We start from the raw sequence: 26,827 nt of genomic DNA on the forward strand, positions 1-26,827 counted from the left end.
ACTCGGAAACTCTAGGGCGTCCGGACCCGAAACAAGTAACCACACGATCGCAGATCGTGCAGGTGTCGCCAAAAAGAAACAGCCGCCCGGTACGCCAACGCGTACCGGGCGGCCGAGTTACGTACTACATCAAGCGACGTACGCCGACGACGCGTTGAAGGTGTTGCAGTTGCCCGCGACCGTGTAGCTGTGCCGCGCGTTGAAGCCGGCGGTCACCCAGAACGCGTGGTTCTTCAGCGAACCGTGGTCCCGCGGCATGTTCGGCTGGTCGCCGCTGTGCGAGACGATCCAGTTGTACTGGGTCATGAAGCCGCCGCTGAACGGGTAGTTGCGCTTGTTCGCGCCGTCCACGGCACCGCCCAGGCAGGACGCCTGCAGCTCACGACGGCGGCTCTCCTCGAGCTGCGCGGCGTAGGTGCTGAAGGCGCGCTGACGCTGCCAGGACGCGCCCAGGATGCCGGTCAGCCACTGGACGTGGTGGCCGTACTCGTGGGACAGCGTGAAGGTGGCGTACGCCTGCGCGAACGTCGGGCTCTGGTTCCAGTAGTTGATGATCTGGTAGGCCGGGATGTAGATCCACGCCTGGCCGTTGTAGCCGCAGAAGAACGCGGTGTCGGTGACCACACCGCACATCGAGTTCACCGTGCGGTTGTTGTGCACGACCAGCTTCGGGGCGACCTTGTACGCCGCGCCGGCCTGCTTCAGCGGCAGCGCCCAGGACCCGTAGAGGCACTTGAACAGGTTGTTCTCGTACGCCACGACGCCGTTGAAGGTGCGCAGCGAGACGTTCAGCTGCTTGCAGCCCGACGACGGGATCGCGCCGGTCTTGTACAGGCGGTTGTAGCGCACGATGTTCAGCGTCGACGACTTCGTCGTGAGGCCCTCGCCGGCCGGCGGGTTGCCGATCGCGTACGCGACGCCGTCGACCGGCGCCGGCTTGGCGGCGACCGCCGTGGCGGCGGTCTTCGCCGTCTCGGTGGCGCCAGAGGCCTGCGTAGCCTGGGCGTTCGGCATCACCGCGGCCGCGAAGCCGGCCAGGGCGCCGACCGTGGCCACGCCACGCAGGGTGTAACGGGAGAGGTTGACCATGAGCTCCACTCTCGATGTGTGTCTGGGGACCTGTCGGACCAATCCTGGAGTGCACAGGGGTTCACTCGGGGCTGGACACGGGATCGGACGCGGCGATTCACGCCACAGTTCCGTCTACCGGCCGACTTTCTCGCCGAGAAATCGCAGCTGGTCAGGCAGCATGCGCCGCCAGTAGCCGGGAGTGTGGACGCCGGCCTGCTGCCCGCCGGCCGCCTGCAGTTGTTCGCGGAGCTCCCGGGCGGCGTCGGCGAACGGGTCGTCCCGCCCGCAGTCGATGCGGACGGCAACGTCGCGGAATCCGCTCGGCCGGTCGAACACCTGGCTGCGCTCGAAGTCCGCGGCGTCGTCGAACGCTCCCGGCTGGACGTCGGCGTACCGGCGCCACAGCGCGGGGCTGAGCGCGCCGACCGCGACCGCCCGCGCGGACGGCCCGACCCGCCGCTGCCAGTAGTGCAGGGCGACCCAGAGCAGGGCGCCGTACCCGCCCATCGACCAGCCGAGGACGCCGAACCTGCTGGTCCGCAGGCCGCGCCTGGCCAGCAGGGGAAGGAATTCCTGGTCGAGCATGAACCCCGGATCGTTGCCGTCGGCGCGCCGGTGCCAGTAGCTGTCCCGGCCGCCGTCGACGGTCGCCAGCGCGAACGGCGGCGTCCCCGCCTGGACCGCGGCGGTCAGGTAGCGGTCGATGCCGAGGTCGTTGACCGCGGAGGTGTGATCGCCGCCGCGGCCGTGCAGGACGAGGACGACGGGCAGCTCGGCCGACGCGTCGTACCCGTGCGGGTAGACGATGCTGTAGCCGACCTTCGTCCGGCGGCCGAACGAGTCGAAGCTCCCGGACACCACCAGGCCCGCGGGCACGTCGGGGACGACGCCGTCCGGACCGGTCAGGCCGAGCAGGTCGTGCACCCGCGCCCGGCCCGGGACGACCCCGGTTTCCAGGGCGGCCACCGCGGCGACACCCACCGCACCTGCCGCGACCCCGGTCCGGAGGAACACGCGACGGGTGAGCACGTTCAGCGGACCACGGCCGCCACGACGGCGATCACGGCCAGCACGCCGAAGATCGCCAGCTCGGGCACCGCCCAGCTGTTCACCACCTCGCCGTCGGACGTCGCGGCGTACCGCTCCTGGTGGGTCTCGATCCGGTTGACGACGAACTCGGCCTTGGAGATCGAGCTCTCCGCGCCGGACTTGCGGCCGGCGACCCGCTGCTTGCGGAGGTCGCGCATGACCAGCTGGACGCCGGGAGCGCGGAACCGGCCGCCGTCGACGTGCACCCGGAGGATGTCGGTCACGTCGACGCCGGTCACCTTCGACCACGGGATCCGGTGGTCGCGCAGGTGGTTACGCAGCAGTACGTTCTCGGGGCTGAGGGTGACCGAGGGGCGGATCAGGCCGACGTACGCCAGCACCATGAACATCCCGACGATGCACGACACCATCAGCCCGGTCACGGTCCGCCACTCCAGCAGCACGTCGACCAGGCCGAGCGCCCCGATCACCAGCACGATGGACCCGGTGATCCGGTTCGACGCGGACAGGTACTGCTCGCTCTCGGGCGATTTCGACTTCACCCGCACAAAGTAACCGGCCCGCAGTACCGGCACTAGAATCGGCACTAGACTCCCAGGGGTGACCACACTCGACAGCGGCGTCGACACACTGGCCGACGTGACCTCGTCCGAGGACCGGCTGCGCCGGTTCCTGCTCGGGCTGCCGGGCGTCGACCAGGTCGGCGCGGAGGCCCGCGCCGCCACCCTGAGCACCCGGTCGATCAAGACCACCGCGAAGCAGTACGCGCTGGACCTGGCGATCCGGATGATCGACCTGACCACGCTCGAAGGCCAGGACACCCCCGGCAAGGTGCGGGCCCTGTGCGCCAAGGCGAAACGGCCCGACCCGTCCGACCCGTCCACCCCGCAGGTGGCGGCGGTCTGTGTGTACCCGGACCTCGTCGCCACCGCGAAGCGTGAGCTGGACGGCTCCGGCATCAACGTCGCGAGTGTCGCGACCGCCTTCCCCAGCGGGCGATCCAGCCTCGCGATCAAGGTCCAGGACACCAAGGACGCGGTCGCGGCCGGCGCCGACGAGGTCGACATGGTGATCGACCGCGGCGCCTTCCTGTCGGGCCGCTACGCCATGGTGTTCGACGAGATCACCGCGATCCGCGAGGCGGCCGGCGACGCGCACCTGAAGGTGATCCTGGAGACCGGCGAGCTGGTCACCTACGACAACGTCCGGCGGGCCTCCTGGCTGGCGATGCTGGCCGGCGCGGACTTCATCAAGACCTCCACCGGCAAGGTGTCCCCCGCGGCCACGCTGCCGGTCACGCTGGTGATGCTGGAGGCGGTCCGCGACTACCACGAGGCCACCGGCCTGCACATCGGCGTCAAACCGGCCGGCGGGATCCGGACCGCGAAGGACGCCGTCAAGTACCTGGTCACGGTCAACGAGACGGCCGGACCGGACTGGCTGGACCCGGAACTGTTCCGTTTCGGCGCCTCCAGCCTGCTGAACGACCTGCTGATGCAACGCACCAAGCTGGCCACCGGGCACTACCCGGGCCCCGACTACTTCACGCTGGACTGAGGCATGAGCAGATTCGAGTACGCACCCGCCCCCGAGTCGCGGGCGATCGTGGACATCAAGTCGTCGTACGGGCTGTTCGTCAACGGCCAGTTCGTCGAGGCGACGGACGGCAAGCCGTTCAAGACCGTGTCACCGGCCTCCGAGGAGGTGCTCGCGGAGGTCAGCGAGGCCGGCCCCGCGGACGTCGACAAGGCCGTCCGCGCGGCCCGCAAGGCCTTCGACAAGGTCTGGGGCCCGATGAGCGGCAAGGACCGGGCGAAGTACCTGTTCCGGATCGCCCGGCTGATCCAGGAGCGCGCGCGGGAGCTCGCGGTGCTGGAGTCGCTGGACAACGGCAAGCCGATCCGCGAGTCCCGCGACGTCGACATCCCGTTGGTGGCCGCGCACTTCTTCTACTACGCGGGCTGGGCCGACAAGCTCGAGTACGCCGGGGTCGGCGACGACCCGCGGCCGTGGGGCGTCGCGGGCCAGGTGATCCCGTGGAACTTCCCGATGCTGATGCTGGCCTGGAAGATCGCGCCCGCGCTGGCGGCCGGCAACACCGTCGTGCTGAAGCCGGCCGAGACCACGCCGCTGACCGCGCTGGCGTTCGCGGAGATCTGCCAGCAGGCCGACCTGCCGCCGGGTGTGGTGAACATCGTCACCGGCGCCGGCCGCACCGGCCAGGCCCTGGTGGAGCACCTGGACGTCGACAAGGTCGCGTTCACCGGGTCCACCGAGGTCGGCCGGGCGATCGCGAAGTCGGTGGCCGGCACCCACAAGGCTGTGACTCTGGAGCTCGGCGGCAAGGCGGCGAACATCGTCTTCGAGGACGCACCGATCGACCAGACCATCGAGGGCATCGTCAACGGCATCTTCTTCAACCAGGGCCACGTCTGCTGCGCGGGTTCGCGGCTGCTGGTCCAGGAGAGTGTGTACGACGAGGTCCTCGCGCGGCTGAAGCGCCGGATGGGCACGCTGCGGGTCGGCGACCCGCTGGACAAGAACACCGACATCGGCGCGATCAACTCGGCGGCGCAGCTGGCGAAGATCCGCGAGCTGTCGCAGATCGGCGAGGACGAGGGCGCCGAGCGCTGGTCGCCGGAGTGCGAGCTGCCGGCCAACGGCTACTGGTTCCCGCCGACGGTGTTCACCGGCGTCTCGCAGGCGCACCGGATCGCCCGGGAAGAGATCTTCGGCCCGGTGCTGTCGGTGCTCACCTTCCGCACGCCGGCCGAGGCCGTCGAGAAGGCCAACAACACACCCTTCGGGCTGTCCGCCGGGATCTGGACCGAGAAGGGGTCCCGGATCCTCTGGATGGCGAACCAGCTGCGCGCCGGCGTGGTCTGGGCGAACACGTTCAACCGCTTCGACCCGGCGTCGCCGTTCGGCGGCTACAAGGAGTCGGGCTACGGCCGCGAGGGCGGTCGCCACGGCTTGGAGGCCTACCTTGCCCACTAAGGCTGTATCGAATTCTTCAGGCCAGAGGCTCGAGGTGCGCAAGACCTACAAGCTGTACGTCGGCGGCGCCTTCCCGCGGAGCGAATCCGGCCGGTCGTACGTGGTGAACGATGCCAAGGGCAAGTTCCTGGCGAACGCGTCGCAGGCCTCCCGCAAGGACGCCCGGGACGCGGTCGTCGCGGCCCGTAAGGCGTTCGGCGGCTGGCACGCGCGGACGGCGTACAACCGCGGTCAGGTGCTGTACCGGATCGCTGAGGTGATGGAGGGCCGGCACCAGCAGTTCAGCTCGGAGGTCTCGCAGTCCGAAGGGCTGTCGATCTCCAAGGCCCGCGCGGTCGTGGACGCGTCGATCGACCGCTGGGTCTGGTATGCCGGCTGGGCCGACAAGCTCGCCCAGGTGGTCGGCTCCAGCAACCCGGTGGCCGGACCGTACTTCGACTTCTCGTTGCCCGAGGCAACCGGCGTGGTCGCGGTGCTGGCGCCGCAGGACTCCAGCCTGCTCGGCCTGACCAGCGTGATCGCGCCCGCGATCGTCTCCGGGAACACGGTGGTCGCGGTCTCGTCGTTCGAGCGTCCGCTGCCGGCGGTGACGCTGGGCGAGGTGATGGCGACCTCCGACGTACCGGGTGGCGTGGTCAACATCCTCACCGGGTCGGCGTCCGAGATCGGGCCGTGGCTGGCGTCGCACATGGACGTCAACGCGATCGACCTGTGCGGCGTGGGGTCCGAGGACGAGGCCCGCGAGCTGGAGATCGCCGCAGCCGGCAACCTCAAGCGGGTCCGCCGCCCCGCCGAGGAGGACTGGACCGCGAACCAGGGCCTGTCCCGCCTCACGCAGTACCTCGAACTGAAGACCGTCTGGCACCCGATCGGAGTCTGAGTGCTGAAGCCTGGTGATCGGGTCGCGATCGTTTCGCCGTCCCGGGGACTGCCGGAGATCTTTCCGGGGCCGTACGAGCTGGGCCTGCGCCGGCTGCGCGACGACTTCGGGCTGGAACCGGTCGAGTACCCGACCACCCGGAAGCTGGGGACCTCACCCGCGGAGCGCGCCGCGGACCTGCATGCGGCCTGGTCGGATCCGTCGATCCGCGCGGTGTTCGCGTCGATCGGCGGATCCGACCAGATCACCGTGCTGAAGCATCTGGACCCGGCGGTCTTCCAGGCCGATCCCAAGCCGTTCTTCGGGTACAGCGACAACACCAACCTGCTGAACTTCCTGTATTCGCTGGGCCTGCCGGGCTACTACGGCGGCAGCGTGATGGTCCAGTTCGGCCGCGGCGGCGCGATGCACCCGGACACCGAGCGCTCGCTGCGCGCAGCGATCTTCGACGGCGGCGAGTTCGAGCTGACACCCGCCGCGGGCTGGACCGACGTCGACCACGACTGGAGCGTCCCGGCGAACCTGGAGACCGAGCCGCCGCTGTTCCCCGGCACCGGCTGGACCTGGAGCGGCACGCGCGCGGTCACCGGGAAGCTCTGGGGCGGCTGCATCGAGATCCTCGACTGGCAACTCGCCGCGAACCGCTGGATGCTGCCGACCGAGTCCTACGGCGGTGTGCTGTTCTGTGAGACCAGCGAGGAGATGCCGTCGTCGGAGCATGTCTACTGGATGCTCCGCAACCTCGGCGAGCGCGGCCTGCTGGAGCGCTTCGACGCGGTGCTCTGGGGACGCCCGAAGTCCCGCTCGCTGGACCGGACACTGACGCCCGAGCAGTCGGTCGCCTACGTCACCGACCAGTACATCGCGGTCGACCGCGCGCTCGCCGATTACAACCCGGACGCGGTCGTCGTGAAGGGCCTCGACATCGGCCACACCGACCCGATGCTGGTCGTCCCGTACGGCGGCCCCGTCCGCGTCGACCCGGCCGCGCAACGGATCACGGTCACCTACTGACCTCTGTCAACAACTAACGAATCGTTGTACATTCTTAGGTGAAAACCTTCTTCTTCCGTACCGCCCCCGGGAGGCCAGAATGGTTCACCGCCGCCTGCCCCTGCTCCTGGCCACGCTGCTGACCGCGGTCGCCGGTCTCGCCGCGCCGCCGACGGCGTACGCCGGCCAGGCACCCGTCACGATCACGATCGGCTCGTCGCAGGTCGACCTGACCTTCAACGACCCGGTCGACCACAACGGCCAGGACATCACCCAGCTGAACAAGATGATCGCGCTGTTCAACGGAGCACCGGCCGGCTCCGAGGTGCGGATCGCGCTGTACAGCATCACCGCGAACATCGTGTACGACGCGATCAAGGCGGCCGTCGACCGCGGCGTCCACGTCTACGTGGTGCACAACGGTGAGGACAAGAACTCCACCGATGACTCGCCGGCCGCGCTGGCGTCGTTGCTCGGCGCGAACCACCACTGGTGCGACCACGGCAGCAGCTCGCTCGCGTACGGCGGCGGCTGCCTGTCGAACTCGGGCACCGGGCTGATGCACGCCAAGTACATGCTGTTCTCGCAGACCAAGGACGCCGCCGGCACCGCCCGGTCCTGGGTGACCTGGTTCGGGTCGCCGAACATGACGTACGCCTCGGGCGCGAACCTGTTCAACAACTCGTTCACGATCTACGGCGACAAGACGCTCTACGACAACTTCTACGCCGAGCAGTGGCTGCCGCAGTGGCAGGAGAACACCTATGCGGACAACGACTTCTACGTCGCGTCGGCTCCCCGCGGGTACTTCGGTTCGTCCGCCTCGCACGTCCAGGTGTACTCCTCGCCGGAGCAGAACACCGACCTGGTGGTGAACCGGCTCAGCTACATCGACGCGGACGCCGACTGCCGGATCCGGGTGATGGAGGCGTCGATCAACGACACCCGCTCGGCCGTCGTCGACAAGCTGGTGTCGTTGCACAGCGGCGGTTGCAAGGTGTGGGTGGACGTCGGCGACATCCAGAGCGGGTCGCTGAGCAAGCTGAAGTCGGCGGGCATCCCGGTGCACAAGTCGCCCGTGCACGACAAGACGATCCTCGTGTCGGCGCGGTACGCCGGCTCCGGCGCCGTACGGACGCTGGTCTTCACCGGCTCGCACAACCTGACCGCGTCGGCGCTGCGGTACAACGACGAGCTGCTCGTGAAGGTCGAGGACAGCCAGCCGATGTACGACGCGTTCTACGCCCACTTCAACGACGCCTACAACACGGGCTCGGCGCTCTGACTAGCGCACCGCGGTGCGGGTCAGGGCCGGGTTCGGATCCGGATAGCAGGCGACCGGCGCGGTCGTGGTGATGAACTTCCACTTGATCTTGGCCTGCAGGGTGAGGCCGGGGTCGTCGTAGCTGGTGCCCTTGAGCCTGGTTTCGATCGTGGTGCCGGCGCGGCCGGACTTCAGGCGCACGCTCAGGGCGGGCAGCTGGTAAGAGGCACCGCCGGGGATCGGGCCGGCCACCTTGACGACCGCGGTGTTGCCCTCCAACTGCACAGTGGGCGTGGAGTTCAGGCCTGAACCGCCGGTCAGCCGGGCGCTGACGTAGGAGGAGTTCGCCGGGACCGGGATGCGCAGTGTGAGGTCGCGGACCTCCTTCAGCTTGAAGCCCTTCACCTCGCTCGGGAGCGTTCCGGGCTGCAGGTGGACGGCGACGGTGAAGCGGGAGTTGGCGGGTACGGCGGCCGGCGCCTGGGCGTCGACAGCCTGCCGGAGCGAGACGGTGTGCCGGCCGAACTTCGTGTCGGCGCGGCACGCATAAGTGGCGACGGGTGGCGTCGTCGGGGCGAGCAAGGCAAGAGTCACCGCAATACTGCAGTAAGTAGCCATATGGCTACTCTATGCAGTCACATCCCGAAGAGGAACCACCCGCCGACGGCCGCCGCGACGAACACGACGGGCAGCGCCAGCAGGAACCACGCGCGCCGCCGGCGCCGGCGCCGGACCGGCGGTTCGGTCGCGACCGTGGTGTCGATGTCGTCGTCGGTGATCGCGGTCCGCTCGCCGGCCCGCAGCGGCGCCTCCTGCTCCAGCCGGTACGCCTCCGCCTCCAGGCGCTCGGCCAGCGTGTCCGCGCGTTCCCAGCGGTCGGTGACGCGGTAGGCCAGCGTCCGCGCGAAGATGTCGTCGAGCTGCCCGACCGCGTCGTGCAGCACCGGACGCAGGCTCGGCGGCGGCAGGTCCGGGTCGCGGTTCAGCACGTCGCCGATCGAGCCCGCGGAGTACGGCGGATGCCCGGTGACGAGCGCGTACGTGACCGCACCGACCGCGTAGATGTCCGCGCGCTCGTCGAACCCGCCGTCACCGCGGCCCTGCTCGGGCGCCATGTACGACGGCGTACCGACGGCCTGGGTCAGCCCGGACGCCTCGGCGGCCCGTTTCGCCAGGCCGAGGTCGGCGAGCACGATCCGGTGCGTGCCGCCGCCGGCCTCGTCACCCGCCCGCAGCAGCAGGTTCGCCGGGGTGACGTCGCGGTGCACGACGCCTTCGCTGTGCAGGGCGGCCACCGCGCGCGCCAGGTCCGCACCCCACCAGAGCGCGTCCACCGCGTCGAGCGGTCCTTGCCGCAGGACGTCCCCGAGGGTGCCGCCGCCGACGTAGTCCATCACGAAGTACGGGCGGCCGTCCGGGAGCTTGCCGAGGTCGAACACCCGGACCACGCGGTCGCTGGAGATCCGGCGCATCAGCCGTGCCTCGGACAGGAAGCGCTCGCGCACGTCGGCCCGCGACGCCCAGTTGTCCGCGAGAACCTTGACGGCCACGTCGACGTCCAGGTCGTCGTCGTACCCCCGCCAGACGGTCGCGAACGCGCCCGCGCCGATCTTGTCCCGTAACCGGTACCGCCCGATGACATCCATCCCGGCTATTGTCGGTCACAACCAAGCTCAAAAGGGGGAGCATGACCGAGGAGTTGGAAGAACTCGCGGCTCGGGCGGCAGCCGGGGACCAGACGGTGCTTCCACAACTTCTTCAGGCGATCCGGCCGCAGGTGCAGCGCCGGGTGGCCAAGTTCCTGCCGTACCGGGAGGACGCCGAGGAGGCGGTCCAGGACACGCTCCTGCAGGTCGCGAACAAGGTCCATACCTTCAAGGGCACCGGCAGCTTCGCGGGCTGGGTGACGATCGTGGCCACCAACCAGGCGCGCCAGACCTACCGGACACTGAAGCGCCGCTCGGTCGAGCAGTCCGCCGAGGTGCTGCCGGAGTCGGTCGACCCGCGGACCACCTCGGTCATCGCCGGCTCGCGACTCGACCTGCTGGAGGCCTTGGAGGCCTTGGAGTCCAGCCATCCGCAGCTCGTCCAGCCGCTCGTGCTGCGCGACCTCGGCGCGTTGTCGTACGCCGAGATCGCCGACGAGCTGGACGTTCCGCTCGGCACCGTGAAGGCCCGGATCCACCAGGCCCGCAAGGCCGTCGCGGAACGTCTCACCGTCCGCTGACGCCGGCTCAGCCGTACGTCCGGCGGACCTCCACGGCCCGGCGGAGATCGTCGAGGAAGTCGGCGGTCTGGCGGCGGATGCCCGACACCACGGACTCGTCCGCGATCAGCGTCTCGGCCGGGGCGATCAGGTCCGCGTCCACGGTGAAGCGCGGCGCGATGCGGTGGGCGGTGAGCCCGAGGACCATCCCGGACCGGATCTCGCCGGTGTGCGCGATGTCGGTGAAGTAGCGCTGCGCGTACGGCGCCGTGGCGGCGGCCTGGATCGGGTGCCAGAAACCCTCGGCCGCGGCCAGCAACTCCTTCACGCCGACGGTCGGGTCGGTCATGATCCGGGTCCAGGCCGCCTCCTTGCCGTCGGGTAGCGCGGCCCGGCAGCGAGCGGCCTGGTTGACGCCTTCGGTGGAGCGGTCGCGCGCCAGCTCGGCGTCGATCTGCGCGGCGCCGTACGCCCCGAGTCGCACCAGCCGGAGAACGATCGCCCAGCGGAGGTCCGCGTCGATCGCCGGCCCGTCCGGACCTCCGGCGCCCTGCAACCAGGAGGTCAGCAGGCCGGCATCATCCGTGGTCGCGATCAACCCGCGCGCGGTCACCAGCTGCAGGCTGCTGCCCGGAACGGTCCTGGCCAGCTTGTCGCGCAGGGCCTCGGCCGCGAGCCCGTGGTACTGCTCGTAGTCCAGGTAGCGCCCGAGCAGCCGGATCTCCAGCCACTGGACGAGCGACCCGACGGCGATGTCGCTCGTCTCCTCCGGCAACGCGGCGACGAACAACTCGAGCGCCAGCCGCGGGTCGAACTCCGCGTCCGCCACCGAATCCCGGACCGAGTTCCACACCACCGCCCGGGTGGTCCCGTCGGCGATCTTCGGCAGCACCGCGGGCAGATTCGCCAAGCTCACGGCATCCAGCCGAACCTTCGCCCAGGTGTCGTCCTGAGCGTCCGGCACCACCACCGCCTCACCGACGACACCCACCTCTGCGGAGTCCTGGGTGATCACGGCATCCGCCGCAGCAGCCGATCCGTCCTCCCCGAACACCCCGACGGTCAACTTGTGCAGCCGCCGGGACGTGTCCGGACTCGACCGATGCAGCACCACCCCCGACGCCGTCCGCTCGACCGAGATCGTGTCCAGCCCGGACGTCCGCAACCATTGGTCCGACCAAGCATCCAGGTCGCGCGCGCCGGCCGCGGTCAGCTTCGCGACGAACTCCTGCAGATCCGCGTTCCCGTACGCATGCGCCTCGAGATGCGCGTTCACACCCGCGAGGAACACGTCGTCGCCCAGATACTTCGCCAGCTGCTTCAGAACCGCCGCGCCCTTGGCGTACGAGATGCCGTCGAAGTCGTCGAGCGACTGCCGCGCGTCCTTCAGGCTGTCCGGAGCGACCGGATGCGTCGAGCTGCTCTGGTCGGTGTGCAGCCCCCACCACTTGCGCACGAACGCGAAGTCCGTCCAGTTGTCCGCGTAGCTCGTCGCGTCCTCCGACACCCGGTGCGCCATGTACTCGGCGAACGACTCGTTCAGCCACATGTCGTTCCACCACTTCATCGTGACCAGGTCACCGAACCACATGTGCGCCATCTCGTGCACGACGATCCGGGCCCGGGTACTGCGTTCGGCCTCGGTCGACTGCCCGCGGTACACCAGGCTGTCGGCGAACGTCACACACCCCGGGTTCTCCATCGCGCCGAGGTTGAAGTCCGGCACGAACGCCTGCCAGTACTCGCCGAACGGGTACCGCTGCCGGAACAGCCGGTGGTACTCGTCGAAGGCCTCGCGGGTCGTCCGGAACAGGTCCTCGGCGTCGCGCTCGAGGTGCTCCTTCAGCGACTGCCGGCAGGCGAGCCCGAGCGGGATCCCGTCGTGCTCGGAGCGGATCTGGTGGTACGGGCCGGCCACGAGCGTGACGAAGTACGTCGACAGCGGCTTGGTCTCGGCGAGCGCCCACTCGCCCGGCGCCGTCCGGGTCGCGGCGCCGTTCCCGAGCACGACCCAGTCCTCAGGGCATTTCACGGTCACGGTGTACGGCGCTTTGAGGTCGGGCTGGTCGAAGCACGGGAAGTACCGCGGCGCGGACTCCAGCGAGGACATGCCGTACGTATAGACGCGGCCGTCCGCGGCGTCGACGGACCGGACGAGGCCCTCGCCGTCGGCGGAGTACTTCATGGCGGCAGTGACGACGAGCTCGTTCTCGGCCCGGAGATCGCTCAACGGATAGCGGCCGCCGTCCAGCAGCGACGGATCCAGGGCCTGACCGTTGAGCTCGACCGCGATCAGCCGCTCGGGCTTCACGTCCACCCAGCTGGTGGTGCTCGTCGCCCCGAACCGGATCCGGCCGGTCGTCACGAACGTGTCCCCGGCACCGGTCAGGTCGAACGCGATCTCGTACGACCGCAGGGTCAGGTCCGCCGCCCGTTGCCGGGCCTCTTCGACTGTCAGCGCGCGCATGCGGAGCACGCTATCTCCCCGGGCCGGTCGCCTTCCGGCGCGCGGTGTCTGCTGCCAGCGAAGCGACCGCGCGGATCTGCTCGTCGGTCGCCTGCTCCAGCACGCCCGAGATGAGCTCCGCGTCGTCCGGCTCGGCCAGCGTCGTCAGGACGTTCAGGGCGCTGAGGTGGTCGAAGCCGGCCCGGATGTCCTCGCTCGCCTCGACAGCGGGCCGGGCCAGGATCCCGAGCGCGACCTGGCGGACGTCGGCGGCCAGTGGTTCGAGCGGGTTGCCGCCGCTCAGCCGCGTGTACGCCGCGGCCACCTGGTACATGTTCAGCGCCCGGCAGACGGTCGGCACGTTCGGGCTGTGCAGCAACGCGTCGAACGCCTGCAGGGGGATGCCAACCTCGTCCGCGCTCATGTCTGAAGGCTAGTCGGCAGGCTCGCGCGTGAAGAACCGCAGTACCTTCTCGCCGGCGTCCGGGCCGGTCAGCAGGTCCGCGGCGGCTGCCGAGCGCCGTGCGGTCGCGGCGGCGCGGGACAGCATGGCCGGCTCGTACTCGTCGAGCGCCGCCTCCAGGTCACCGGGATGCGCGGCGACGGCCCGGGCCAGCTCGGCGGCGTCCAGCATGGCGTGATTCGCGCCCTCGCCGACCGGCGGCATCAGGTGGGCGGCGTCACCGAGCAGCGTGACACCCGGGCGGCGCGGCCAGGTCAGCCCGACCGGCAGCACGTACTGGGGACGGGCGACGAACGGTTCGTCGCAGGCGGCGAGCAACTGGCGGAACTCGGGCGCCCAGCCGTCGAGCAACTGATCGGCGGCGGGCAGTTCGAGATCCGGCGGGCCCTGCAGCGAGACGCCGACCGTGATCGTCCCGTTCCCGTTCCGCTGCGCGGCCAGCCGAAGCTCCGGCCCGAAGGCCCAGAAGTTGCCGCGGCCAACCATCGCCGCCAGGGCCGGCTGGGTGCGCTCCGCGTCGTGGATCGCGCTGAGGAACGAGACACTGCCGGTGAACTCGGGCTGGACGTCGGTCAGCAGGGAGCGGACGCGCGAGTTGGCGCCGTCAGCGCCAACCAGCAGGTCGCAGGTCGCCGTACTGCCGTCGGCGAAGTGCAGCGTGCGACCCTCCGCGTGCTGGAAGCTGCTCCCCCAGCGGACGGCGTCCGACGGCAACGACCGCAGCAGCAGGTCCCTGAGGTCCGCACGATCGATCTCGGGCCGCGCCATCGGGGCGTCGTCGGGCGTGTCCTCCTGGAGCAGCAAGGCGCCTGTGTAGTCGAACATGCGCATGTCCTGCCCCTCGCGACGGGCAGCGCGCAGAAACTCCTGCTCCAGACCGGCCGCACGCAGGGCGGCCTGGCCGGTGTCGGTGTGCAGGTCGAGCATGCTGCCCTGGTCACGGGCGTCGCGCGAGGCGTCCCGCTCGTACACCACCGCTTCGATGCCGTGCACGTGCAGCACCCGGGCGAGCGTGAGTCCACCGGGACCGCCGCCGATGATCGCGATCATGTCTCCTCCTCCTCGATACGCCGTATTGCTCGATACACTGTATCGGCAGAGGCAGTGTATCGTTCACCGGGTGCCGAACGACTCCGTGATCTGGGAACGGCCGGAGCCTCCCGAGCGGCAGGTCCCGAGCCCGCTCAGCCGGGAGCGGATCGTCCGCGCCGCGATCACGCTCGCGGACGCGGACGGCCTGGACGCCGTGTCGCTGCGGAAGGTCGCCGCCGCGCTCGACGCCGGCCCGATGCGCCTCTACCGGTACGTCGACACCAAGGACGAGCTGCTCGCGCTGATGGCCGACGCCGTGTACGCCGAGATCCCGGCGCCGACCGGGTCGACGCCGGGCGACGTGCTGCGATCGATCGGGCGCGGGATCCGGGACGCCGCACTGCGGCACGAATGGTTCGCCGACCTGCACGGTGGCCGGCCGCACCTCGGGCCGGCGACGCTGGCGCACGCCGAGGCATGCCACGCCGCGCTGCACGCCGCCGGTCTGGACGACCTCGACGCGAGAGCCGGCGCGATGGAGACGCTGAGCGTCTACCTGGTCGGCGCCGTCCGCAAGGAGGTCGCGGAGCGCCGCGCCGAGCGGGCGAGCGGGCTGGACAGAGCGCAATGGCAGCACGCGTTCGGGCCCTACCTGCAGCGGATGCTTGCCACTGGCCACTACCCACGGCTGAGCGAGTCGGTCCACGGCGCCCGGCACCTGACCGCGTCCGAGGTGTTCGAGCTGGGCCTGGACTATCTCGTCGCAGGTATGGATCCCCGTTAGCCGTCGGCCGCCGCGTGCAGATGGGAAGCGAGCAGGTGGGTGGCTTCCGGTGCGTCCGCGGCGTAACACAGCAGGTGGGCCCGCCGTGACCAGGCGTCCTGGAGCGGGCAGATCTCCGCGGCGGCCGTCGCGTTCACGGCCCGGCGCGGTACGACGGCGAGGCCGGCGCCGGCGGTGGCGAGCGTGATCAGCGCGTGCAGGGTCGGCACCAGCGTGCGGTACCGCGGGGCCGGCGCGTGCGGGCCGAGGCGGTCGACCATCCACTGGCTGAGCGGCGACGTCCGGTCGAGGCCGACGAGCGGATGCTCGGCCACTTCGGCGTACGCGATCGAGGCCCGGCCGGCGAGGATGCCGCCGGCCTGGCCGATCACCACCAGCGAGTCGTCGGCCAGCGGCTCGGTCCGGAGCTGGGTCGGTTCGTCGTCGAGGATCACGCCGAGATCCGCCTCACCGGCCGCGAGCAGGCGGACGCTGCGAATCGTCCGGCGTTCGCTCACGTTCACGTCGTACTCCGGGTGGTCGCGGAGGAAGGTGGCCAGCGCGAGCGGGACCAGTTGGTGCATCGCGGACCCGCCGGCGACCAGGCGGATCGGCGCCGCGCGCGACCCGGCGTACGACGCGACCGCGCTGTCCAGCCGGATCGTCTCGGCGAGCACCTCGCGGGCGTGCCGGGCAAGAGTGGCGCCCGCCGGTGTCAGCCGGACGCCGCGCCGCTCGCGCACCAGCAGCGGTACGCCGGCCTGTGCTTCGAGCGCTCTGACCCGCGCACTGGCCGAAGGCAGGCTGAGGTGCATCAGGCGCGCGCCGCCGGTGATCGAGCCTTCCGCCGCGACGTGGGTGAACAGCCGAAGATCGTCCAGGTCGTACCGCATGGAACCAGCCTACGTCTCAGGCTAAGGCTGGCTACGGGGATCGCGCATTGTGGAGTGCGCGCCGACCCCCGATCCTCAAAGGGTGCTGCTGATCCTCCTGGCCGGTGTCGCGGCCGGCGCGCTCAACGCCGTCGGCGGCGGCGGGAGCTTCGTGGCACTGGCCGCCCTGGTCGCCGCCGGGATGCCGCCGGTCACCGCGAACGCGACCACGACCGTCGCGTTGCTGCCCGGGAACGCGACCAGCGCCTGGGTCTACCGCCGGGAGATCGAGGGCCTCAGCCAACCGTCACCCGCCCGGCTCACGCTGACCAGCCTCGCCGGCGGGGCGATCGGCGCGGGCTTGCTGCTGCTGTTGCCGTCGGCCTCTTTCGACGCGGCGGTCCCGTGGCTCCTGGCGTTCGCGACCGTCGTGCTCGCGTTCGGCAAGCGGCTGACGGCGGCGCTGCGGCTCGGGCGCCCGGGCCCGGCGGCGATCCTGGCCGGGCAGTTCCTGCTGGCGATCTACGGCGGGTACTTCGGCGGCGCGGTCGGCCTGATGATGCTCGCGTTCTGGACCGCGACGACCTCGCTCGACCCGGCGCGGGGCAATCCGCTGCGGGTCATCCAGGTCGCGGCGGTCTACCTCACCGCGGCGGTGATCTTCGTGTTCGCGGCCGACGTCCTCTCGCAGCCGCTGCACCTGGTCGCCCTGCTCGCGGGCGCGGTGCTCGGCGGGTACGCCGGGGCGCATGTCGTCCGGCGGCTGCCGCCGGCGATGCTCCGCGGGCTGGTCCTCGGCACAGCCGTCGTGATGACCGGGCTGTTCTTCGTGCGGGCCTTCGGATGAACCGGGCGCAGCTCGCGATGGCGTACCAGGCCTGTGAGGTCGCGGATCTCGCCGCCGCCGCGGTCGAGCTGGACGATCCGGTGGAGGCGGCGACGCAGGCGCAACGTGTCCTCGCGGCGGCTCAGCAGCTGGTCGCAGCCGCGGACCGGTTCGGCTCGTGCGAGCTGCCCGCGGATCAGCCCGGCTCGTGCGAGGTGCCTGCGGATCCGCTGCAGCGGTTCGCCTACGAGTATCCGGACGAGGCCGCCGGGGACGTCGCCGAGTGGATCAGCCGGCGTCGGTAGCCCGGCGGCCGCGCGGCGGCTGGTGCGCGAGCTGCTCACGCTCCTTGCGGAGGTACAGGCCCGCGGCGGTCGACACGCTGGTGAGCAGCCAGACCACGACACCGGCGTCGTCGGTGACACCAATGATCGGCAGCAGGTCCGGAAGGATGTCGATCGGCGAGACCAGGTAGATGAGCGCGAGCAGCCACAGGAACGTCCGGCTCTTCGGCAAGTCGGCGTACGTCCCCTGGCGGACGTCCCGGAGCAGCCGCGGCAGCGCCTTCGCCCGGTCGATGACGTTCCCGACCGGCACCGGCTCCCCGTTGGCGATCTTCCGCCGCCGGACCGCGCGCCGGCGCAACACCCCCAGCACACCGGCCGTAGCGCCGATCACAACCAGCCCGGCGCCGACCGCGACAGCAGGCAGCCCGACGACGTCATCGTCGCGAAACAGCAACGTCAGCAGCCCGATCAGCCCGAGCACCGCACCGAAGTACACCATCAGTCCACTGTAGACGTCAGCGCGTGACCGACTACTGGTTGTAGGGCTGGGACAGGAGAGGGCGGGTGTTGGTGAGGACCTGGGCGTAGTTGGCGCGGATGGCCGCGGCGTTGACGGTGATCGCCGGCTCAGGTTTGCCGACGGGGATCTGCCAGGTGGGCGGGGTGGCGGCGCCGGACAGGGCCCAGGCGGCCTGGCGGGCGGCGCCGAGGGCGACGTACTCGGCCGGCTCGGGGAGGACGACCTCGGCCCCAAGGAGGGCCGGAGCGAGGGCCTGTACGGCGCGGGAGCGGGCTCCGCCGCCGAGGAGCAGGACGCGGTGGACCGGCAGGCCCTGGTCGCGGAGCGCGTCGACGGCGTCGGCGAGACCGCAGAGCAGGCCCTCGACCGCGGCGCGGGCCATCGTCGCGGGCTGCATGGTCGCGCGGGTCAGGCCGTAGATCAGGCCGGTCGAGTGCGGGAGGTCCGGCGTGCGTTCGCCGTCCAGGAACGGCAGCAGGACCAGCCCGTCGCTGCCCGGTGAGGTGATCGCGGCCTCGTCGAAGGCGGACAGTTCCAGGCCGAGCATCTGCGCGGTCGCGGACATCACCCGGGCCGCGTTGAGCGTGCAGACGAGCGGGAGGTATTCGCCGGTCGCGTCCGCGAAGCCGGCCACGAGGCCGGTCGGGTCCGCGGTCGGGTGCGCGGACCGCGCGAACGCCGTACCGCTGGTGCCGAGGGAGACCGCGACGTCACCCGGTTGGAGGTCAAGGCCGAGCGCGGCCGCCGCGTTGTCGCCCGTACCTGCCGCGATCGCCGCACCGAAGGCCGTCTCACCGACGATCTCGGCCGGACCCGCCACGCGCGGAAGGGCGAGCTGGCGACCGAAGGCGAGCTCGACCAGGTCGGTCCGGTAGCTGTTCGTGGTCGGCGACCACCAGCCGGTCCCCGAAGCATCCCCACGATCGGTGGTGATCCCCTCGATCCCGGACCGATCCGCCGCGAGCCGATGCGTCATCCAGTCATGCGGCAACACAACAGCCGCAGCCCGCCGCACCGCGTCCCGCCGCAACGCGGCAACCGCGGCAGCGGCGGCGAACCCGTCAGACCCGTCGGACCGAGGGCCGCCTGCGCCGTGCGCTGCATCCCCCGCGCTGTGCGCGCCGTGCGCCTCGCCCGTGGCGCGGGCGGCTTCGTCTCTCAGCCAGCGCAGTTTGGTGACGGTGAAGGATGGGACGGGAACGGACCCGACGGCCTCGGCCCAGGTCTGCGCGCCACCCAGTTCGGCGATGAGTTCGGTGGTGGCGTCGGCGGAGCTGGTGTCGTTCCACAGGACGGCCGGGTGGACGACCTCACCGGAGTCGTCCAGCAGGACCATCCCGTGCTGCTGCCCGCCGATCGCGATCGCCCGGACGCCGTCGAGCAGACCGTCGGACGCGATCTCCCATGCCTTCCACCACTCGGCCGGGTCGACCTGCGTGGCATCCGGGTGCGGCGCCCGGCCCTCGCGGACGACCGCACCGGTCTCGGCGTCGCACACCAGAACTTTGGTCGCCTGGGTGGAGCAGTCCACCCCGGCGACCAGCCTCAGCTCAGTCATAGACGACAGACTAGAGGGCTTCGAGCGTGGCGCGGGCGCCGATCTCGTGCAGTGACTTCAGCGCGGCCCGGTACGGCGTCACGAACCGCTCGTCCGACGCCAGGTCCCCGAACAGGTCCGGATCCGCGATGAACACCAGCGGATCCTCCCGGTTGTGCTGCGCCCGCTCGACCAGCTTGTCCCGCAGCCGGTCGACGACCTCGATCGGCTGCCCCTGCTCGTCGACGCCCTCGGCGTACCGCGCCCAGGACGCCACCACGAGCACCGACCGCTTGATCTCCCGGCCCGCCGCCAGCTGCTCGCGCACCACCGGCAGCAGCCACTTCGGGATCCGGTCCGAGCTCTCCGCGCACAGTCGCGCCAGCGTGTCCCGCACCTCGGGATTCGCGAACCGCTCGATCAGCTGGTGCTTGTACCGGTCCAGGTCGACCCCGGGCACCGGCGGCAGCGTCGGCGTCCCTTCGTGGTCCATGTAGCCGAGCAGGAAGTCGACGTACAGCTTGTCCTGGCACACCTCGTGCGCGTACCGGTACCCGTCCAGGTAGCCGAGGTAGCACAGCGCCTGGTGCGAGGCGTTGAGCAGCCGCAGCTTCATGAACTCGTACGGCTCGACGTCTTCGACGATCTGGACGCCGACCTCCTCGTACGGCGGCCGCACGCCGCCGAAGTCGTCCTCGAGCACCCACTGCGTGAACGGCTCGCACACCACCGGCCAGCCGTCCTCGATCCCGAACCGCTCGGCCAGCGCCTCCCGGTCGGCGTCGGTGGTGACCGGCGTGATCCGGTCGACCATGCAGTTCGGTAACCGCACCTCGCTGTCCAGGAAATCGGCCAGCGACGGATCCTTCAGCCGCGCGAACGCGGCGATCATCTTCCGCGCGACGTGCCCGTTGCCCGGGATGTTGTCGCACGACATCACCGTGAACGGCGGTACGCCGGCCTCCCGGCGCCGGCGCAGCGCCTCGACGATGAACCCGAACGCGCTCCGCGGCGTCGCCCCCGGCGCGAGGTCCGCGGCCAGCGCCGGGTCGGTGGCGTCCAGCTCCCCGGTCACCTGGTTGACGTGATACCCGCCCTCGGTGATGGTCAGCGACACGATCCGCGTCGCGGGATCCACCAGCCGCGCGAGCACCGCCTCAGGATCATCGGGCGCGAACAGGTACCCCACGATCGACCCGACGACCCGGGGCTCCAGCGTGCCGTCGGGATGCTTGATCACCAGCGTGTAGAGACCGTCCTGGGCCGACATCACCTCCGCCATCCGGCGGTCGTTCGGCAGCACGCCGACGCCGACGATCCCCCAGTCCAGCGCCTTCCCGTCGTTCATCAGCCGGTCCAGGTACATCGCCTGATGGGCACGGTGGAACCCGCCGACCCCGAAGTGCACGATCCCCGGCGTCACCGCCGCACGGTCGTAGGACGGCACCGGAACGTCGTTGCCCAGGGCATCGAGAGCAGCTGTGGACAGCTTCACTTGACCGCCCCCAGCGACAGGCCCTGGACGAGCTTGTCCTGGGCGGCGAACCCGGCGATCAGCACGGGCAGCGACACCACGATCGAGGCGGCACAGACTTTGGCGAGGAACAATCCTTGACTGGTCACGAACCCAGTCAAGAACACCGGCGCCGTCTGCGCCACCGTGCCGGTCAGCACGCGGGCGAACAGCAACTCGTTCCAGCTGAAGATGAAGCAGATCAGCGCCGCCGACGCGATCCCCGGCGTGACCACGGGCGCGACCACGGACCGCAGCGTGCGGGACAACGACGCGCCGTCGACCGAGGCCGCCTCGAGGATCTCCACCGGCACCTCGGACAGGAAGCTGCGCAGCATCCAGACCGCGATCGGCAGGTTCATCGAGGTGTAGAGGATGATCAGCAGCCAGATGTTGTCCAGGAAGTGGACCGACTGCGCGAACAGGTAGATCGGCAGCAGGCCCGCCACCACCGGCAGCATCTTCGTGGACAGGAAGAAGAACAGCACGTCGGTCCACTTCTTCACCGGCCGGATCGACAGCGCGTACGCCGCCGGGAAGGCGAGCAGGATGACCAGCGCCGTGGACAGCAGGCTCGCGGTCAGCGAGTTCAGGATCGACGGCCACGGCCCGCTGTCGAAGAACGCCCGGTAGCCGTCCAGGGTCAACGGCGCGGCGACGTCCGGCGGGTTCTTCGCCGCGTCCTCCTCGGAGTGGAACGACGTCAGCAGCATCCACAGCACCGGCAGCACGAACAGGATGCCCGCGATCCAGGCGAGCCCGCTCAGCGCCCAGCCACCACCTCGACGCTGATGCCCCTTCACAATGGTGATCTGGCCACTCATCGACCGGTCTCCTCTCGGAACAGCGTGGATACCGACCGCAGCGCGAGGGTCGCGATGACGATCGTGCCGATCACCACGATCACGCCCGCCGCCGAAGCGCGGCCGTAGTCGTGCGCGGTGTAGAAGGTCTGGTAGATCGTGTACGGCAGGTTCGCCGTCCCGAGACCGCCCGACGTGATCGTGAAGACCGCGTCGAAGTTCTGCACGACGTAGATCGAGCCGAGCAGCGCGGACAGCTCCAGGTACTGGCGCAGGTGCGGGAGCGTCATGTAGCGGAAGATCTCCCACTGGTTCGCGCCGTCGATGCCCGCCGCCTCGATCACGTCCAGCGGCCGGCTCTGCAGCCCGGCCAGCAGGATCAGCATCATGAACGGCGTCCACTGCCAGACCAGCGCGAAGATGATCGACCACAGCGGCTGGTTGCTGATCCAGTCCGGCTGCGGCGCGTTGTCGCCGAAGATCCACTTCAGCACGCCGTTGAACAGGCCGTACGTCGGGTTGTAGAGCGCGTGCTTCCACAGCAGCGCCGCGGCGACCGGTACGACCAGGAACGGCGTGATCATCATCGTCCGGACCGCGCCCCGGCCGCGGAACTTCCGGTCCAGCAGCAGCGCGATCGCCAGCCCCAGCGCGAGGCTGATCAGGACGACGCCCGCGGTGAGCACGATCGTCACCCAGATCGCGTGCCGGGTGTTCGCGTCGGTCAGCACCCGGCGGAAGTTGTCCACCCCGGCGAACCCGCGCTCGTCCGGGTAGTAGGCGTTCCAGTCCATGAAGGACACGACCAGCGTGACCAGGAACGGCAACTGGGTCACGATGATCATGAACACCAGCGCCGGCATCAGCGGCGCCCGCCGGGCCCAGTCGCCGGCCTTGCGCATCATCGTGCCCTCGGAGCCGGGCGGCGCGGTGTGGCCCTTCGGCCGGGTCGCGGTGTCAGGTTTCGCGTCGACGGACATGCCGGCCACCCCTCACTTCGCTTGCCGCGAGCGGTACCGCTCGGCGACGTCGTCGGCGAGCTCCTGCCCGCGTTTCAATGCCTCGTCGACGCTCATCCGCCCGGCGATCGCCGAGCTCACGTCCTGGCTGACCTGGGTGCCGAGGTCCGGGAACTCCGGGATGTCGACGAACTGGATGCCCGGCGCCGGCCGCGGCTGGGTGCCCGGGTCGGTCGGGTCGGCGTTCTCGATCGCGTTCTTGGTCGGCTCGGCGAACGCCGAGGCCTCCTTGACGTAGTCCGGGATCTCGTACGTCGACGCGCGCTTGCCGGCCGGAACGTTGGACCAGCCAACCTTCTCGCCGACGAGCTTCTCGTAGTCCTTGCCGGACGCCCAGGAGATGAACTTCCAGGCATTGTCCTTCTTCTTCGAGGCTTCCTGGATGCCCCAGGCCCACGCGTACAGCCAGCCGGAGCTGTCGGTTTTCACGACCGGCGCCGGCGCGTAGCCCATCTTGCCCTTGACCGGTGAGTTCGGCGCCTCGAGCGAACCGGCCGCCGACGTGGCGTCGTACCACATCGCGACGTTGCTCTGGATGGTGTTGTTCAGGCACTCGGTGAAGCCGGCCTGCGGTGCGCCCGCCTCGCCGTGCGCGCGGACCAGGTCGACGTAGAACTTGGTCGCCTCGGTGAACTCGGGCGCGTCGACCTCGGCCTGCCAGTCCTGGGTGAACCAGGTGCCGCCGAAGGTGTTCACGACCGTGGTGAGCGGGGCGAACAACTGGCCCCAGCCGGGCTGGCCGCGCAGGCAGATGCCGCGCATCCCCGGCTGTGCGTTGTCGACCTTGGCCGCGATGTCCGCGACCTCCTGCCAGGTTGGCTTGTCCGGCATCGTCACGCCCTTGGCCGCCAGGACGTCCTTGCGGTACATGAGGAACGACGACTCGCCGTAGAACGGTTCGCCGTAGATCTTCCCGTCCTCCGCGGTCATCGACTGCGTCATCGGCTTCAGCACGTCGTCCTGGTCGAACGACGGATCCTTGCCGATGTAGTCCGACAACGGCGCGATCCACTTGCTCTTGGCATAGATCGGGATCTCGAAGTTGCTGACCGACGCCACGTCGTACTGACCGGCCTGGCTGGAGAACTCCTGGCTGATCTTGTCCCGGACGTCGTTCTCCGGCAGCACGGTGAAGTTCACCTTGATGCCGGTCTGTTTGGTGAAGTTGTCGGCGGTGAGCTTCTGCAGATCGACCATCTGCGGGTTGTTCACCATCAGCACGTTGATGCTGTCGCTACCACCGCCGCCGCCACCGCCGCCACCCCAGCCGGCGCAGCCGCTGACCGCGCTCACCAGGACCGCGACCCCGACCGCTCCGATGCGTTTGCGCCTACTCAGCACATCTGCCTCCGCTCATTTGAGCACGCCTCCGCTCACACCATGAGTGAACCGGGAAGGGGCTTGACCTGTCAAGGGTCTGTGCAACACTTGGGGACACGTGTGCTCATATGAGCGGGTTAGGGATTGGGGAGCGTTGATGGAGACGTTCGGGCCGGCACAGCTGGTGCTGACGGCGTCGATCGCGCGGCGGTACTACGTCGACGGGCGGTCGAAGGTGGAGATCGCGGACGAGTTCCGGCTCAGCCGGTTCAAAGTCGCGCGATTACTCGACCAGGCGCGCAGCAGCGGACTGGTGCGGATCGAGATCAGCCATCCCGGCGCGATCGACCTCGACCTGTCGGCGCGGCTCCAGGAGACCCTCGGGCTGCGCCGCGCGATCGTCGTGGACACCCCCGAGGTCGACGAGCCCGCGCTCCGCACCCAGCTCGGCAAGGCGGCCGCCGACCTGCTCACCGAGATCGTGACGCCGGAGGACGTGCTCGGCCTGGCGTGGGCGCGCGCGGTGACCGCGATGACCGAGCAGCTGACCTCGCTCGCCCCGGTGCCGGTCGTCCAGCTCACCGGCGCGCTGACCCGCCCGGACGTCGAGGCGAACTCGGTCGAGCTCGTCCGGCACACCGCCCGGCTGTCGGGCGGCCCGGCGTACCTGTTCTACGCGCCGCTCGTGGTCCCGGACGCCGCGACGGCGCGGGCGTTGCGGCAGCAGCCCGAGGTCGCGGAGGCGATCAGCCACTTCGACTCGGTGTCGAAGGCGGTCGTCGGGCTCGGGTCGTGGGCGGCCGGGCAGTCCACGCTGTACGACGCGATGGACGAGAAGGCGTGTGAGCAACTGCAGCGCCGCGGCGTCGTCGCGGACATCTCCGGCGTTTTCGTGGACGCCGACGGCGTACCCGTCCAGAGCCGGGTGACCGACCGCGTGATCGCGATCAACGCCGAGCAGATGGACAAGATCGACGAGGTGATCGCGATCCCGTACGGCCTGGCCAAGGTGGCAGCGGTGCGGGCCGCCGTCCGCAGTGGGCTGGTGAACGCGATCGTTACCCACGCACCCCTGGCGAAGGCCCTGCTGGAGCCGTCAAACTGACCGGCGATGCCTGCTGCTGAGGTCGAGCTGGTCGGAGGTACGGCGAACCGCGGGTTGGTGGTGCGGGTCGGGGATACCGTCCGGCGGCCGCTGCGCGCCAGCAGTACGGCGACGCACGCGCTGCTGCAGCACCTGGAGAGCGTGGGATTCAAGGGAGCGCCGGCGTTCCTCGGCATGGACTCGCAGGGGCGGGAGGTGCTCTCGTACCTGCCCGGGGAGACCGTGACGCCGCCGTACCCGTCCTGGTCGATGACGGACGAGGCGCTCGACAGCGTGGCCGGTCTGCTGCGCGAGTACCACGAGGCCGTGGCGGATTTCCGGCCGATCGGCCCGGAGTGGGCGGAGCCGGTGCCGGCCGGGTACGTGACCGGGCTGATCAGCCACAACGACCCGAACCTCGACAACGTGGTGTTCCGGGACGGGCGCGCGGCCGCGCTCATCGACTTCGACCTCGCCGGCCCCGGCTCGGCGCTGTGGGACGTCGCCACCGCGGTCCGCCTGTGGGCGCCGCTGCGGCCCGACGCGGACATCCACGACGTACGCCGCGGGCGGTCGTTCGCTCGGCTGCGCCGCTTCGCGGACACCTACGGACTGAGCGACGACGACCGCGTCCGCCTGGTCGACGCGGCCGCGGACAACCACGTGTGGTGCATGGACTACGTGCGCCGCGGCTCGGAGTCCGGGCACCCGTGGTTCCACCAACGCTGGACCACCGGCGAAGCCGAACTGACCGACCGCACCAACCGCTGGTTCAAACAGTCGGAGGCCGCACTCCGTCAGGCGCTTCAGGATTGAGCTCCCGCTCAGCCTCGTCCCTGCCCTCGTAGTACTTCTCGTGCAGCCGCTGGAACCACGGCGGGATCAAGGCCGTCACGATGCTCGGAAAGGTGCCCCACTCGCCGCCCACCGCGTACACCACGAACTCGGCACCGAGCAGGGCGATCATCACGATCCAGCCTTGGCGGCAGATTCGTGGCCCGTCGGAGGACATCAACCCGCGCCGGGTGACCGCTCCGATGCCGAACATGACCCCGATCAGCAGGAACAGCGTCGCCCTCGCAGTCAGGTACCACTGGTCGGCACCGGCGAACTTGCTGTCTCCGCGAAAGGTCAGTACCGCGGACACGACCGCCCCGACCGCGAACAGCGCGTAGAACGCGGCCCCCAGCTTCAGCTTCGGCATGTCTGATTATCGCGGGGCGGGATTGGCTGTTACTGCAGGAAGTGGACGAGAATGTGCCGGTGCGTTCTCGGGTGGTGTTGCTGGCGGGGCCTTCCGGCGCGGGGAAGTCGCGCCTGGCGGAGCAGGTCGGCCTGCCCGTCGTCCGGCTGGACGACTTCTACCGCGACGGCGACGACGATGCGATGCCGCGGTCGCCGCTCGGCATCGTCGACTGGGACGACCCGCGCTCCTGGGACGGCGACCGCGCGGTCGCGGCCCTGGAGCAGTTGTGTACGACGGGGACCGCCGACCTGCCGATCTACGACATCGCCGCCGACGGCACCGTCGGTCACCGGCCGGTCACCACCGGTGGCTCCCCGCTCCTGGTTGCCGAAGGCATCTTCGCCGACCAGATCACCGGCGCACTCCGCGACCGCGACCTGCTGGCCACGGCGATCTGCGTCTACCACCACCGCGTGGTCACGTTCGTCCGCCGGTTCCAGCGGGACCTCCGCGAGCACCGTAAACCCCCGCTGACGCTGCTCCGGCGCGGTCTGCTGCTACTCCGCGACGACCCGCAGGTGGTCCGCCGCTGTGTCGCCGCGGGCTGCGACCCGCTGCATCCGAAGGCCGCCCGGGCCCGGATCGAGACGCTGCTCATCGAAGCGACGTCTCGCTAGCACGCGGCTGTTCGCCTG

At 70.1% G+C, this 26,827-nt stretch carries 28 protein-coding genes; 12 read left to right on the plus strand and 16 right to left on the minus strand.

Translation table 11 applies throughout. The annotated features are described in order from the left end of the window. Positions 1-129: 129 nt before the first annotated feature. From ABZW60_RS03730 to ABZW60_RS03740, 3 genes are all read right to left on the minus strand, one after another. Positions 130-1,089 carry a neutral zinc metallopeptidase gene (locus ABZW60_RS03730; protein WP_355473684.1) on the minus strand — a complete coding sequence of 320 codons (960 nt, stop codon included), beginning with the start codon at positions 1,087-1,089 and terminating at the stop codon, positions 130-132. Between the two features lie 114 nt (positions 1,090-1,203). Beyond that, positions 1,204-2,100, minus strand: a complete 897-nt coding sequence (locus ABZW60_RS03735) for an alpha/beta hydrolase-fold protein (RefSeq protein WP_355473686.1) — start codon at positions 2,098-2,100, stop codon at positions 1,204-1,206. Between the two features lie 2 nt (positions 2,101-2,102). After that, the gene (locus ABZW60_RS03740) at positions 2,103-2,663 is read right to left on the minus strand and encodes a PH domain-containing protein (RefSeq protein ID WP_355473688.1); all 561 of its coding nucleotides are present in this window, start codon (positions 2,661-2,663) and stop codon (positions 2,103-2,105) included. 58 nt (positions 2,664-2,721) lie between these two features. On the opposite strand from ABZW60_RS03740, the gene deoC reads away from it, so the two are divergent. The 5 genes from deoC (at position 2,722) to ABZW60_RS03765 (ending at position 8,276) form a co-directional block, all read left to right on the plus strand. Then, on the plus strand, positions 2,722-3,678 hold the full coding sequence (gene deoC / locus ABZW60_RS03745) for a deoxyribose-phosphate aldolase (RefSeq protein WP_355473689.1): 957 nt from the start codon (positions 2,722-2,724) through the stop codon (positions 3,676-3,678). A 3-nt stretch (positions 3,679-3,681) separates the two neighbouring features. Further along, positions 3,682-5,118 carry an aldehyde dehydrogenase family protein gene (locus tag ABZW60_RS03750; protein ID WP_355473691.1) on the plus strand — a complete coding sequence of 479 codons (1,437 nt, stop codon included), beginning with the start codon at positions 3,682-3,684 and terminating at the stop codon, positions 5,116-5,118. 34 nt (positions 5,119-5,152) lie between these two features. Next, entirely contained in the window at positions 5,153-5,998 is an 846-nt protein-coding gene (locus ABZW60_RS03755; RefSeq protein WP_355473693.1) for an aldehyde dehydrogenase family protein, read from the plus strand. Next, on the plus strand, positions 5,999-7,012 hold the full coding sequence (locus ABZW60_RS03760; protein WP_355473695.1) for a S66 peptidase family protein: 1,014 nt from the start codon (positions 5,999-6,001) through the stop codon (positions 7,010-7,012). It begins immediately after the preceding gene. A 79-nt stretch (positions 7,013-7,091) separates the two neighbouring features. Beyond that, positions 7,092-8,276, plus strand: coding sequence for a phospholipase D-like domain-containing protein (locus tag ABZW60_RS03765; RefSeq protein WP_355473697.1), 1,185 nt, complete (start codon positions 7,092-7,094; stop codon positions 8,274-8,276). On the opposite strand, the gene ABZW60_RS03770 is transcribed toward ABZW60_RS03765, so the two are convergent. Further along, positions 8,277-8,873: a hypothetical protein gene (locus ABZW60_RS03770; protein ID WP_355473699.1), complete on the minus strand. Its 597-nt coding sequence runs from the start codon at positions 8,871-8,873 to the stop codon at positions 8,277-8,279. It lies immediately after the preceding gene. Between the two features lie 17 nt (positions 8,874-8,890). Beyond that, on the minus strand, positions 8,891-9,901 hold the full coding sequence (locus ABZW60_RS03775; RefSeq protein WP_355473701.1) for a serine/threonine-protein kinase: 1,011 nt from the start codon (positions 9,899-9,901) through the stop codon (positions 8,891-8,893). A 41-nt stretch (positions 9,902-9,942) separates the two neighbouring features. On the opposite strand from ABZW60_RS03775, the gene ABZW60_RS03780 reads away from it, so the two are divergent. Beyond that, the gene (locus ABZW60_RS03780) at positions 9,943-10,482 is read left to right on the plus strand and encodes an RNA polymerase sigma factor (RefSeq protein WP_355473703.1); all 540 of its coding nucleotides are present in this window, start codon (positions 9,943-9,945) and stop codon (positions 10,480-10,482) included. Between the two features lie 7 nt (positions 10,483-10,489). On the opposite strand, the gene pepN is transcribed toward ABZW60_RS03780, so the two are convergent. The 3 genes from pepN to ABZW60_RS03795 are packed head-to-tail and all read right to left on the minus strand — an operon-like array spanning position 10,490 to position 14,420. Next, positions 10,490-12,928, minus strand: a complete 2,439-nt coding sequence (pepN, locus tag ABZW60_RS03785; protein ID WP_355473705.1) for an aminopeptidase N — start codon at positions 12,926-12,928, stop codon at positions 10,490-10,492. Positions 12,929-12,938: 10 nt separating this feature from the next. Beyond that, positions 12,939-13,331 carry a hypothetical protein gene (locus ABZW60_RS03790; protein ID WP_355473706.1) on the minus strand — a complete coding sequence of 131 codons (393 nt, stop codon included), beginning with the start codon at positions 13,329-13,331 and terminating at the stop codon, positions 12,939-12,941. 9 nt (positions 13,332-13,340) lie between these two features. After that, on the minus strand, positions 13,341-14,420 hold the full coding sequence (locus ABZW60_RS03795; RefSeq protein ID WP_355473708.1) for an FAD-dependent monooxygenase: 1,080 nt from the start codon (positions 14,418-14,420) through the stop codon (positions 13,341-13,343). Positions 14,421-14,490: 70 nt separating this feature from the next. Between ABZW60_RS03795 and ABZW60_RS03800 the strand changes: the two genes are divergently transcribed. Further along, a complete protein-coding gene (locus ABZW60_RS03800) occupies positions 14,491-15,186 on the plus strand; it encodes a TetR/AcrR family transcriptional regulator C-terminal domain-containing protein (RefSeq protein WP_355473710.1) in 696 nt (231 codons plus the stop codon). Here the strand turns inward: ABZW60_RS03800 and ABZW60_RS03805 are convergent. Next, positions 15,183-16,058: a LysR family transcriptional regulator gene (locus ABZW60_RS03805; RefSeq protein ID WP_355473711.1), complete on the minus strand. Its 876-nt coding sequence runs from the start codon at positions 16,056-16,058 to the stop codon at positions 15,183-15,185. The two genes, ABZW60_RS03800 and ABZW60_RS03805, sit on opposite strands and share 4 nt — an antisense overlap. A gap of 82 nt (positions 16,059-16,140) precedes the next feature. Between ABZW60_RS03805 and ABZW60_RS03810 the strand changes: the two genes are divergently transcribed. Together ABZW60_RS03810 and ABZW60_RS03815 are read left to right on the plus strand one after the other, a co-directional pair. Further along, entirely contained in the window at positions 16,141-16,884 is a 744-nt protein-coding gene (locus tag ABZW60_RS03810; RefSeq protein WP_355473713.1) for a sulfite exporter TauE/SafE family protein, read from the plus strand. Then, positions 16,881-17,168: a hypothetical protein gene (locus tag ABZW60_RS03815; RefSeq protein ID WP_355473714.1), complete on the plus strand. Its 288-nt coding sequence runs from the start codon at positions 16,881-16,883 to the stop codon at positions 17,166-17,168. Before ABZW60_RS03810 ends, ABZW60_RS03815 begins: the two co-directional genes overlap by 4 nt. Here ABZW60_RS03815 and ABZW60_RS03820 read toward each other — a convergent pair. From ABZW60_RS03820 to ABZW60_RS03845, 6 genes are read right to left on the minus strand one after another with little or no spacing between them, the layout of a single operon-like run. Beyond that, entirely contained in the window at positions 17,152-17,649 is a 498-nt protein-coding gene (locus ABZW60_RS03820; protein WP_355473716.1) for a DUF1232 domain-containing protein, read from the minus strand. The genes ABZW60_RS03815 and ABZW60_RS03820 overlap by 17 nt on opposite strands. A gap of 31 nt (positions 17,650-17,680) precedes the next feature. Further along, positions 17,681-19,228: an FGGY family carbohydrate kinase gene (locus ABZW60_RS03825; RefSeq protein ID WP_355473718.1), complete on the minus strand. Its 1,548-nt coding sequence runs from the start codon at positions 19,226-19,228 to the stop codon at positions 17,681-17,683. 10 nt (positions 19,229-19,238) lie between these two features. After that, entirely contained in the window at positions 19,239-20,702 is a 1,464-nt protein-coding gene (locus ABZW60_RS03830) for a mannitol dehydrogenase family protein (protein ID WP_355473720.1), read from the minus strand. Then, positions 20,699-21,544 (minus strand): carbohydrate ABC transporter permease, encoded by an 846-nt coding sequence (locus ABZW60_RS03835; protein WP_355473722.1) that lies wholly within the window; start codon positions 21,542-21,544, stop codon positions 20,699-20,701. The genes ABZW60_RS03830 and ABZW60_RS03835 overlap by 4 nt, the downstream gene beginning before the upstream one ends. Further along, a complete protein-coding gene (locus ABZW60_RS03840; protein ID WP_355473723.1) occupies positions 21,541-22,503 on the minus strand; it encodes a sugar ABC transporter permease in 963 nt (320 codons plus the stop codon). The genes ABZW60_RS03835 and ABZW60_RS03840 overlap by 4 nt, the downstream gene beginning before the upstream one ends. A gap of 12 nt (positions 22,504-22,515) precedes the next feature. Beyond that, a complete protein-coding gene (locus ABZW60_RS03845) occupies positions 22,516-23,883 on the minus strand; it encodes a sugar ABC transporter substrate-binding protein (protein WP_355473725.1) in 1,368 nt (455 codons plus the stop codon). 136 nt (positions 23,884-24,019) lie between these two features. Between ABZW60_RS03845 and ABZW60_RS03850 the strand changes: the two genes are divergently transcribed. Both ABZW60_RS03850 and ABZW60_RS03855 read left to right on the plus strand, forming a co-directional pair. Then, entirely contained in the window at positions 24,020-24,967 is a 948-nt protein-coding gene (locus tag ABZW60_RS03850) for a sugar-binding domain-containing protein (protein ID WP_355473726.1), read from the plus strand. A 6-nt stretch (positions 24,968-24,973) separates the two neighbouring features. Then, positions 24,974-25,762 carry a phosphotransferase gene (locus tag ABZW60_RS03855; protein WP_355473728.1) on the plus strand — a complete coding sequence of 263 codons (789 nt, stop codon included), beginning with the start codon at positions 24,974-24,976 and terminating at the stop codon, positions 25,760-25,762. Here the strand turns inward: ABZW60_RS03855 and ABZW60_RS03860 are convergent. Further along, the gene (locus tag ABZW60_RS03860) at positions 25,719-26,150 is read right to left on the minus strand and encodes a hypothetical protein (RefSeq protein ID WP_355473730.1); all 432 of its coding nucleotides are present in this window, start codon (positions 26,148-26,150) and stop codon (positions 25,719-25,721) included. The genes ABZW60_RS03855 and ABZW60_RS03860 overlap by 44 nt on opposite strands. 59 nt (positions 26,151-26,209) lie before the next feature. Between ABZW60_RS03860 and ABZW60_RS03865 the strand changes: the two genes are divergently transcribed. Further along, positions 26,210-26,809 (plus strand): ATP-binding protein, encoded by a 600-nt coding sequence (locus ABZW60_RS03865; protein WP_355473732.1) that lies wholly within the window; start codon positions 26,210-26,212, stop codon positions 26,807-26,809. Positions 26,810-26,827: the final 18 nt, after the last annotated feature.

The sequence above is a fragment of the Kribbella sp. NPDC003557 genome, from assembly GCF_040610805.1.
Taxonomy (GTDB): domain Bacteria; phylum Actinomycetota; class Actinomycetes; order Propionibacteriales; family Kribbellaceae; genus Kribbella.

What these genes read in the sequence shown, in the direction of transcription:
- ABZW60_RS03805 (WP_355473711.1), bottom strand. Translation starts at nt 16,058, where the DNA reads ATGCGGTACGACCTGGACGATCTTCGGCTGTTCACCCACGTCGCGGCG.
- ABZW60_RS03770 (WP_355473699.1), bottom strand. Translation starts at nt 8,873, where the DNA reads ATGGCTACTTACTGCAGTATTGCGGTGACTCTTGCCTTGCTCGCCCCG.
- ABZW60_RS03820 (WP_355473716.1), bottom strand. Translation starts at nt 17,649, where the DNA reads ATGGTGTACTTCGGTGCGGTGCTCGGGCTGATCGGGCTGCTGACGTTG.
- ABZW60_RS03750 (WP_355473691.1), top strand. Translation starts at nt 3,682, where the DNA reads ATGAGCAGATTCGAGTACGCACCCGCCCCCGAGTCGCGGGCGATCGTG.
- ABZW60_RS03860 (WP_355473730.1), bottom strand. Translation starts at nt 26,150, where the DNA reads ATGCCGAAGCTGAAGCTGGGGGCCGCGTTCTACGCGCTGTTCGCGGTC.
- ABZW60_RS03815 (WP_355473714.1), top strand. Translation starts at nt 16,881, where the DNA reads ATGAACCGGGCGCAGCTCGCGATGGCGTACCAGGCCTGTGAGGTCGCG.
- ABZW60_RS03790 (WP_355473706.1), bottom strand. Translation starts at nt 13,331, where the DNA reads ATGAGCGCGGACGAGGTTGGCATCCCCCTGCAGGCGTTCGACGCGTTG.
- pepN (WP_355473705.1), bottom strand. Translation starts at nt 12,928, where the DNA reads ATGCGCGCGCTGACAGTCGAAGAGGCCCGGCAACGGGCGGCGGACCTG.
- ABZW60_RS03825 (WP_355473718.1), bottom strand. Translation starts at nt 19,228, where the DNA reads ATGACTGAGCTGAGGCTGGTCGCCGGGGTGGACTGCTCCACCCAGGCG.
- ABZW60_RS03795 (WP_355473708.1), bottom strand. Translation starts at nt 14,420, where the DNA reads ATGATCGCGATCATCGGCGGCGGTCCCGGTGGACTCACGCTCGCCCGG.
- ABZW60_RS03765 (WP_355473697.1), top strand. Translation starts at nt 7,092, where the DNA reads ATGGTTCACCGCCGCCTGCCCCTGCTCCTGGCCACGCTGCTGACCGCG.
- ABZW60_RS03835 (WP_355473722.1), bottom strand. Translation starts at nt 21,544, where the DNA reads ATGAGTGGCCAGATCACCATTGTGAAGGGGCATCAGCGTCGAGGTGGT.
- ABZW60_RS03775 (WP_355473701.1), bottom strand. Translation starts at nt 9,901, where the DNA reads ATGGATGTCATCGGGCGGTACCGGTTACGGGACAAGATCGGCGCGGGC.
- ABZW60_RS03850 (WP_355473726.1), top strand. Translation starts at nt 24,020, where the DNA reads ATGGAGACGTTCGGGCCGGCACAGCTGGTGCTGACGGCGTCGATCGCG.
- ABZW60_RS03730 (WP_355473684.1), bottom strand. Translation starts at nt 1,089, where the DNA reads ATGGTCAACCTCTCCCGTTACACCCTGCGTGGCGTGGCCACGGTCGGC.
- ABZW60_RS03840 (WP_355473723.1), bottom strand. Translation starts at nt 22,503, where the DNA reads ATGTCCGTCGACGCGAAACCTGACACCGCGACCCGGCCGAAGGGCCAC.
- ABZW60_RS03780 (WP_355473703.1), top strand. Translation starts at nt 9,943, where the DNA reads ATGACCGAGGAGTTGGAAGAACTCGCGGCTCGGGCGGCAGCCGGGGAC.
- ABZW60_RS03855 (WP_355473728.1), top strand. Translation starts at nt 24,974, where the DNA reads ATGCCTGCTGCTGAGGTCGAGCTGGTCGGAGGTACGGCGAACCGCGGG.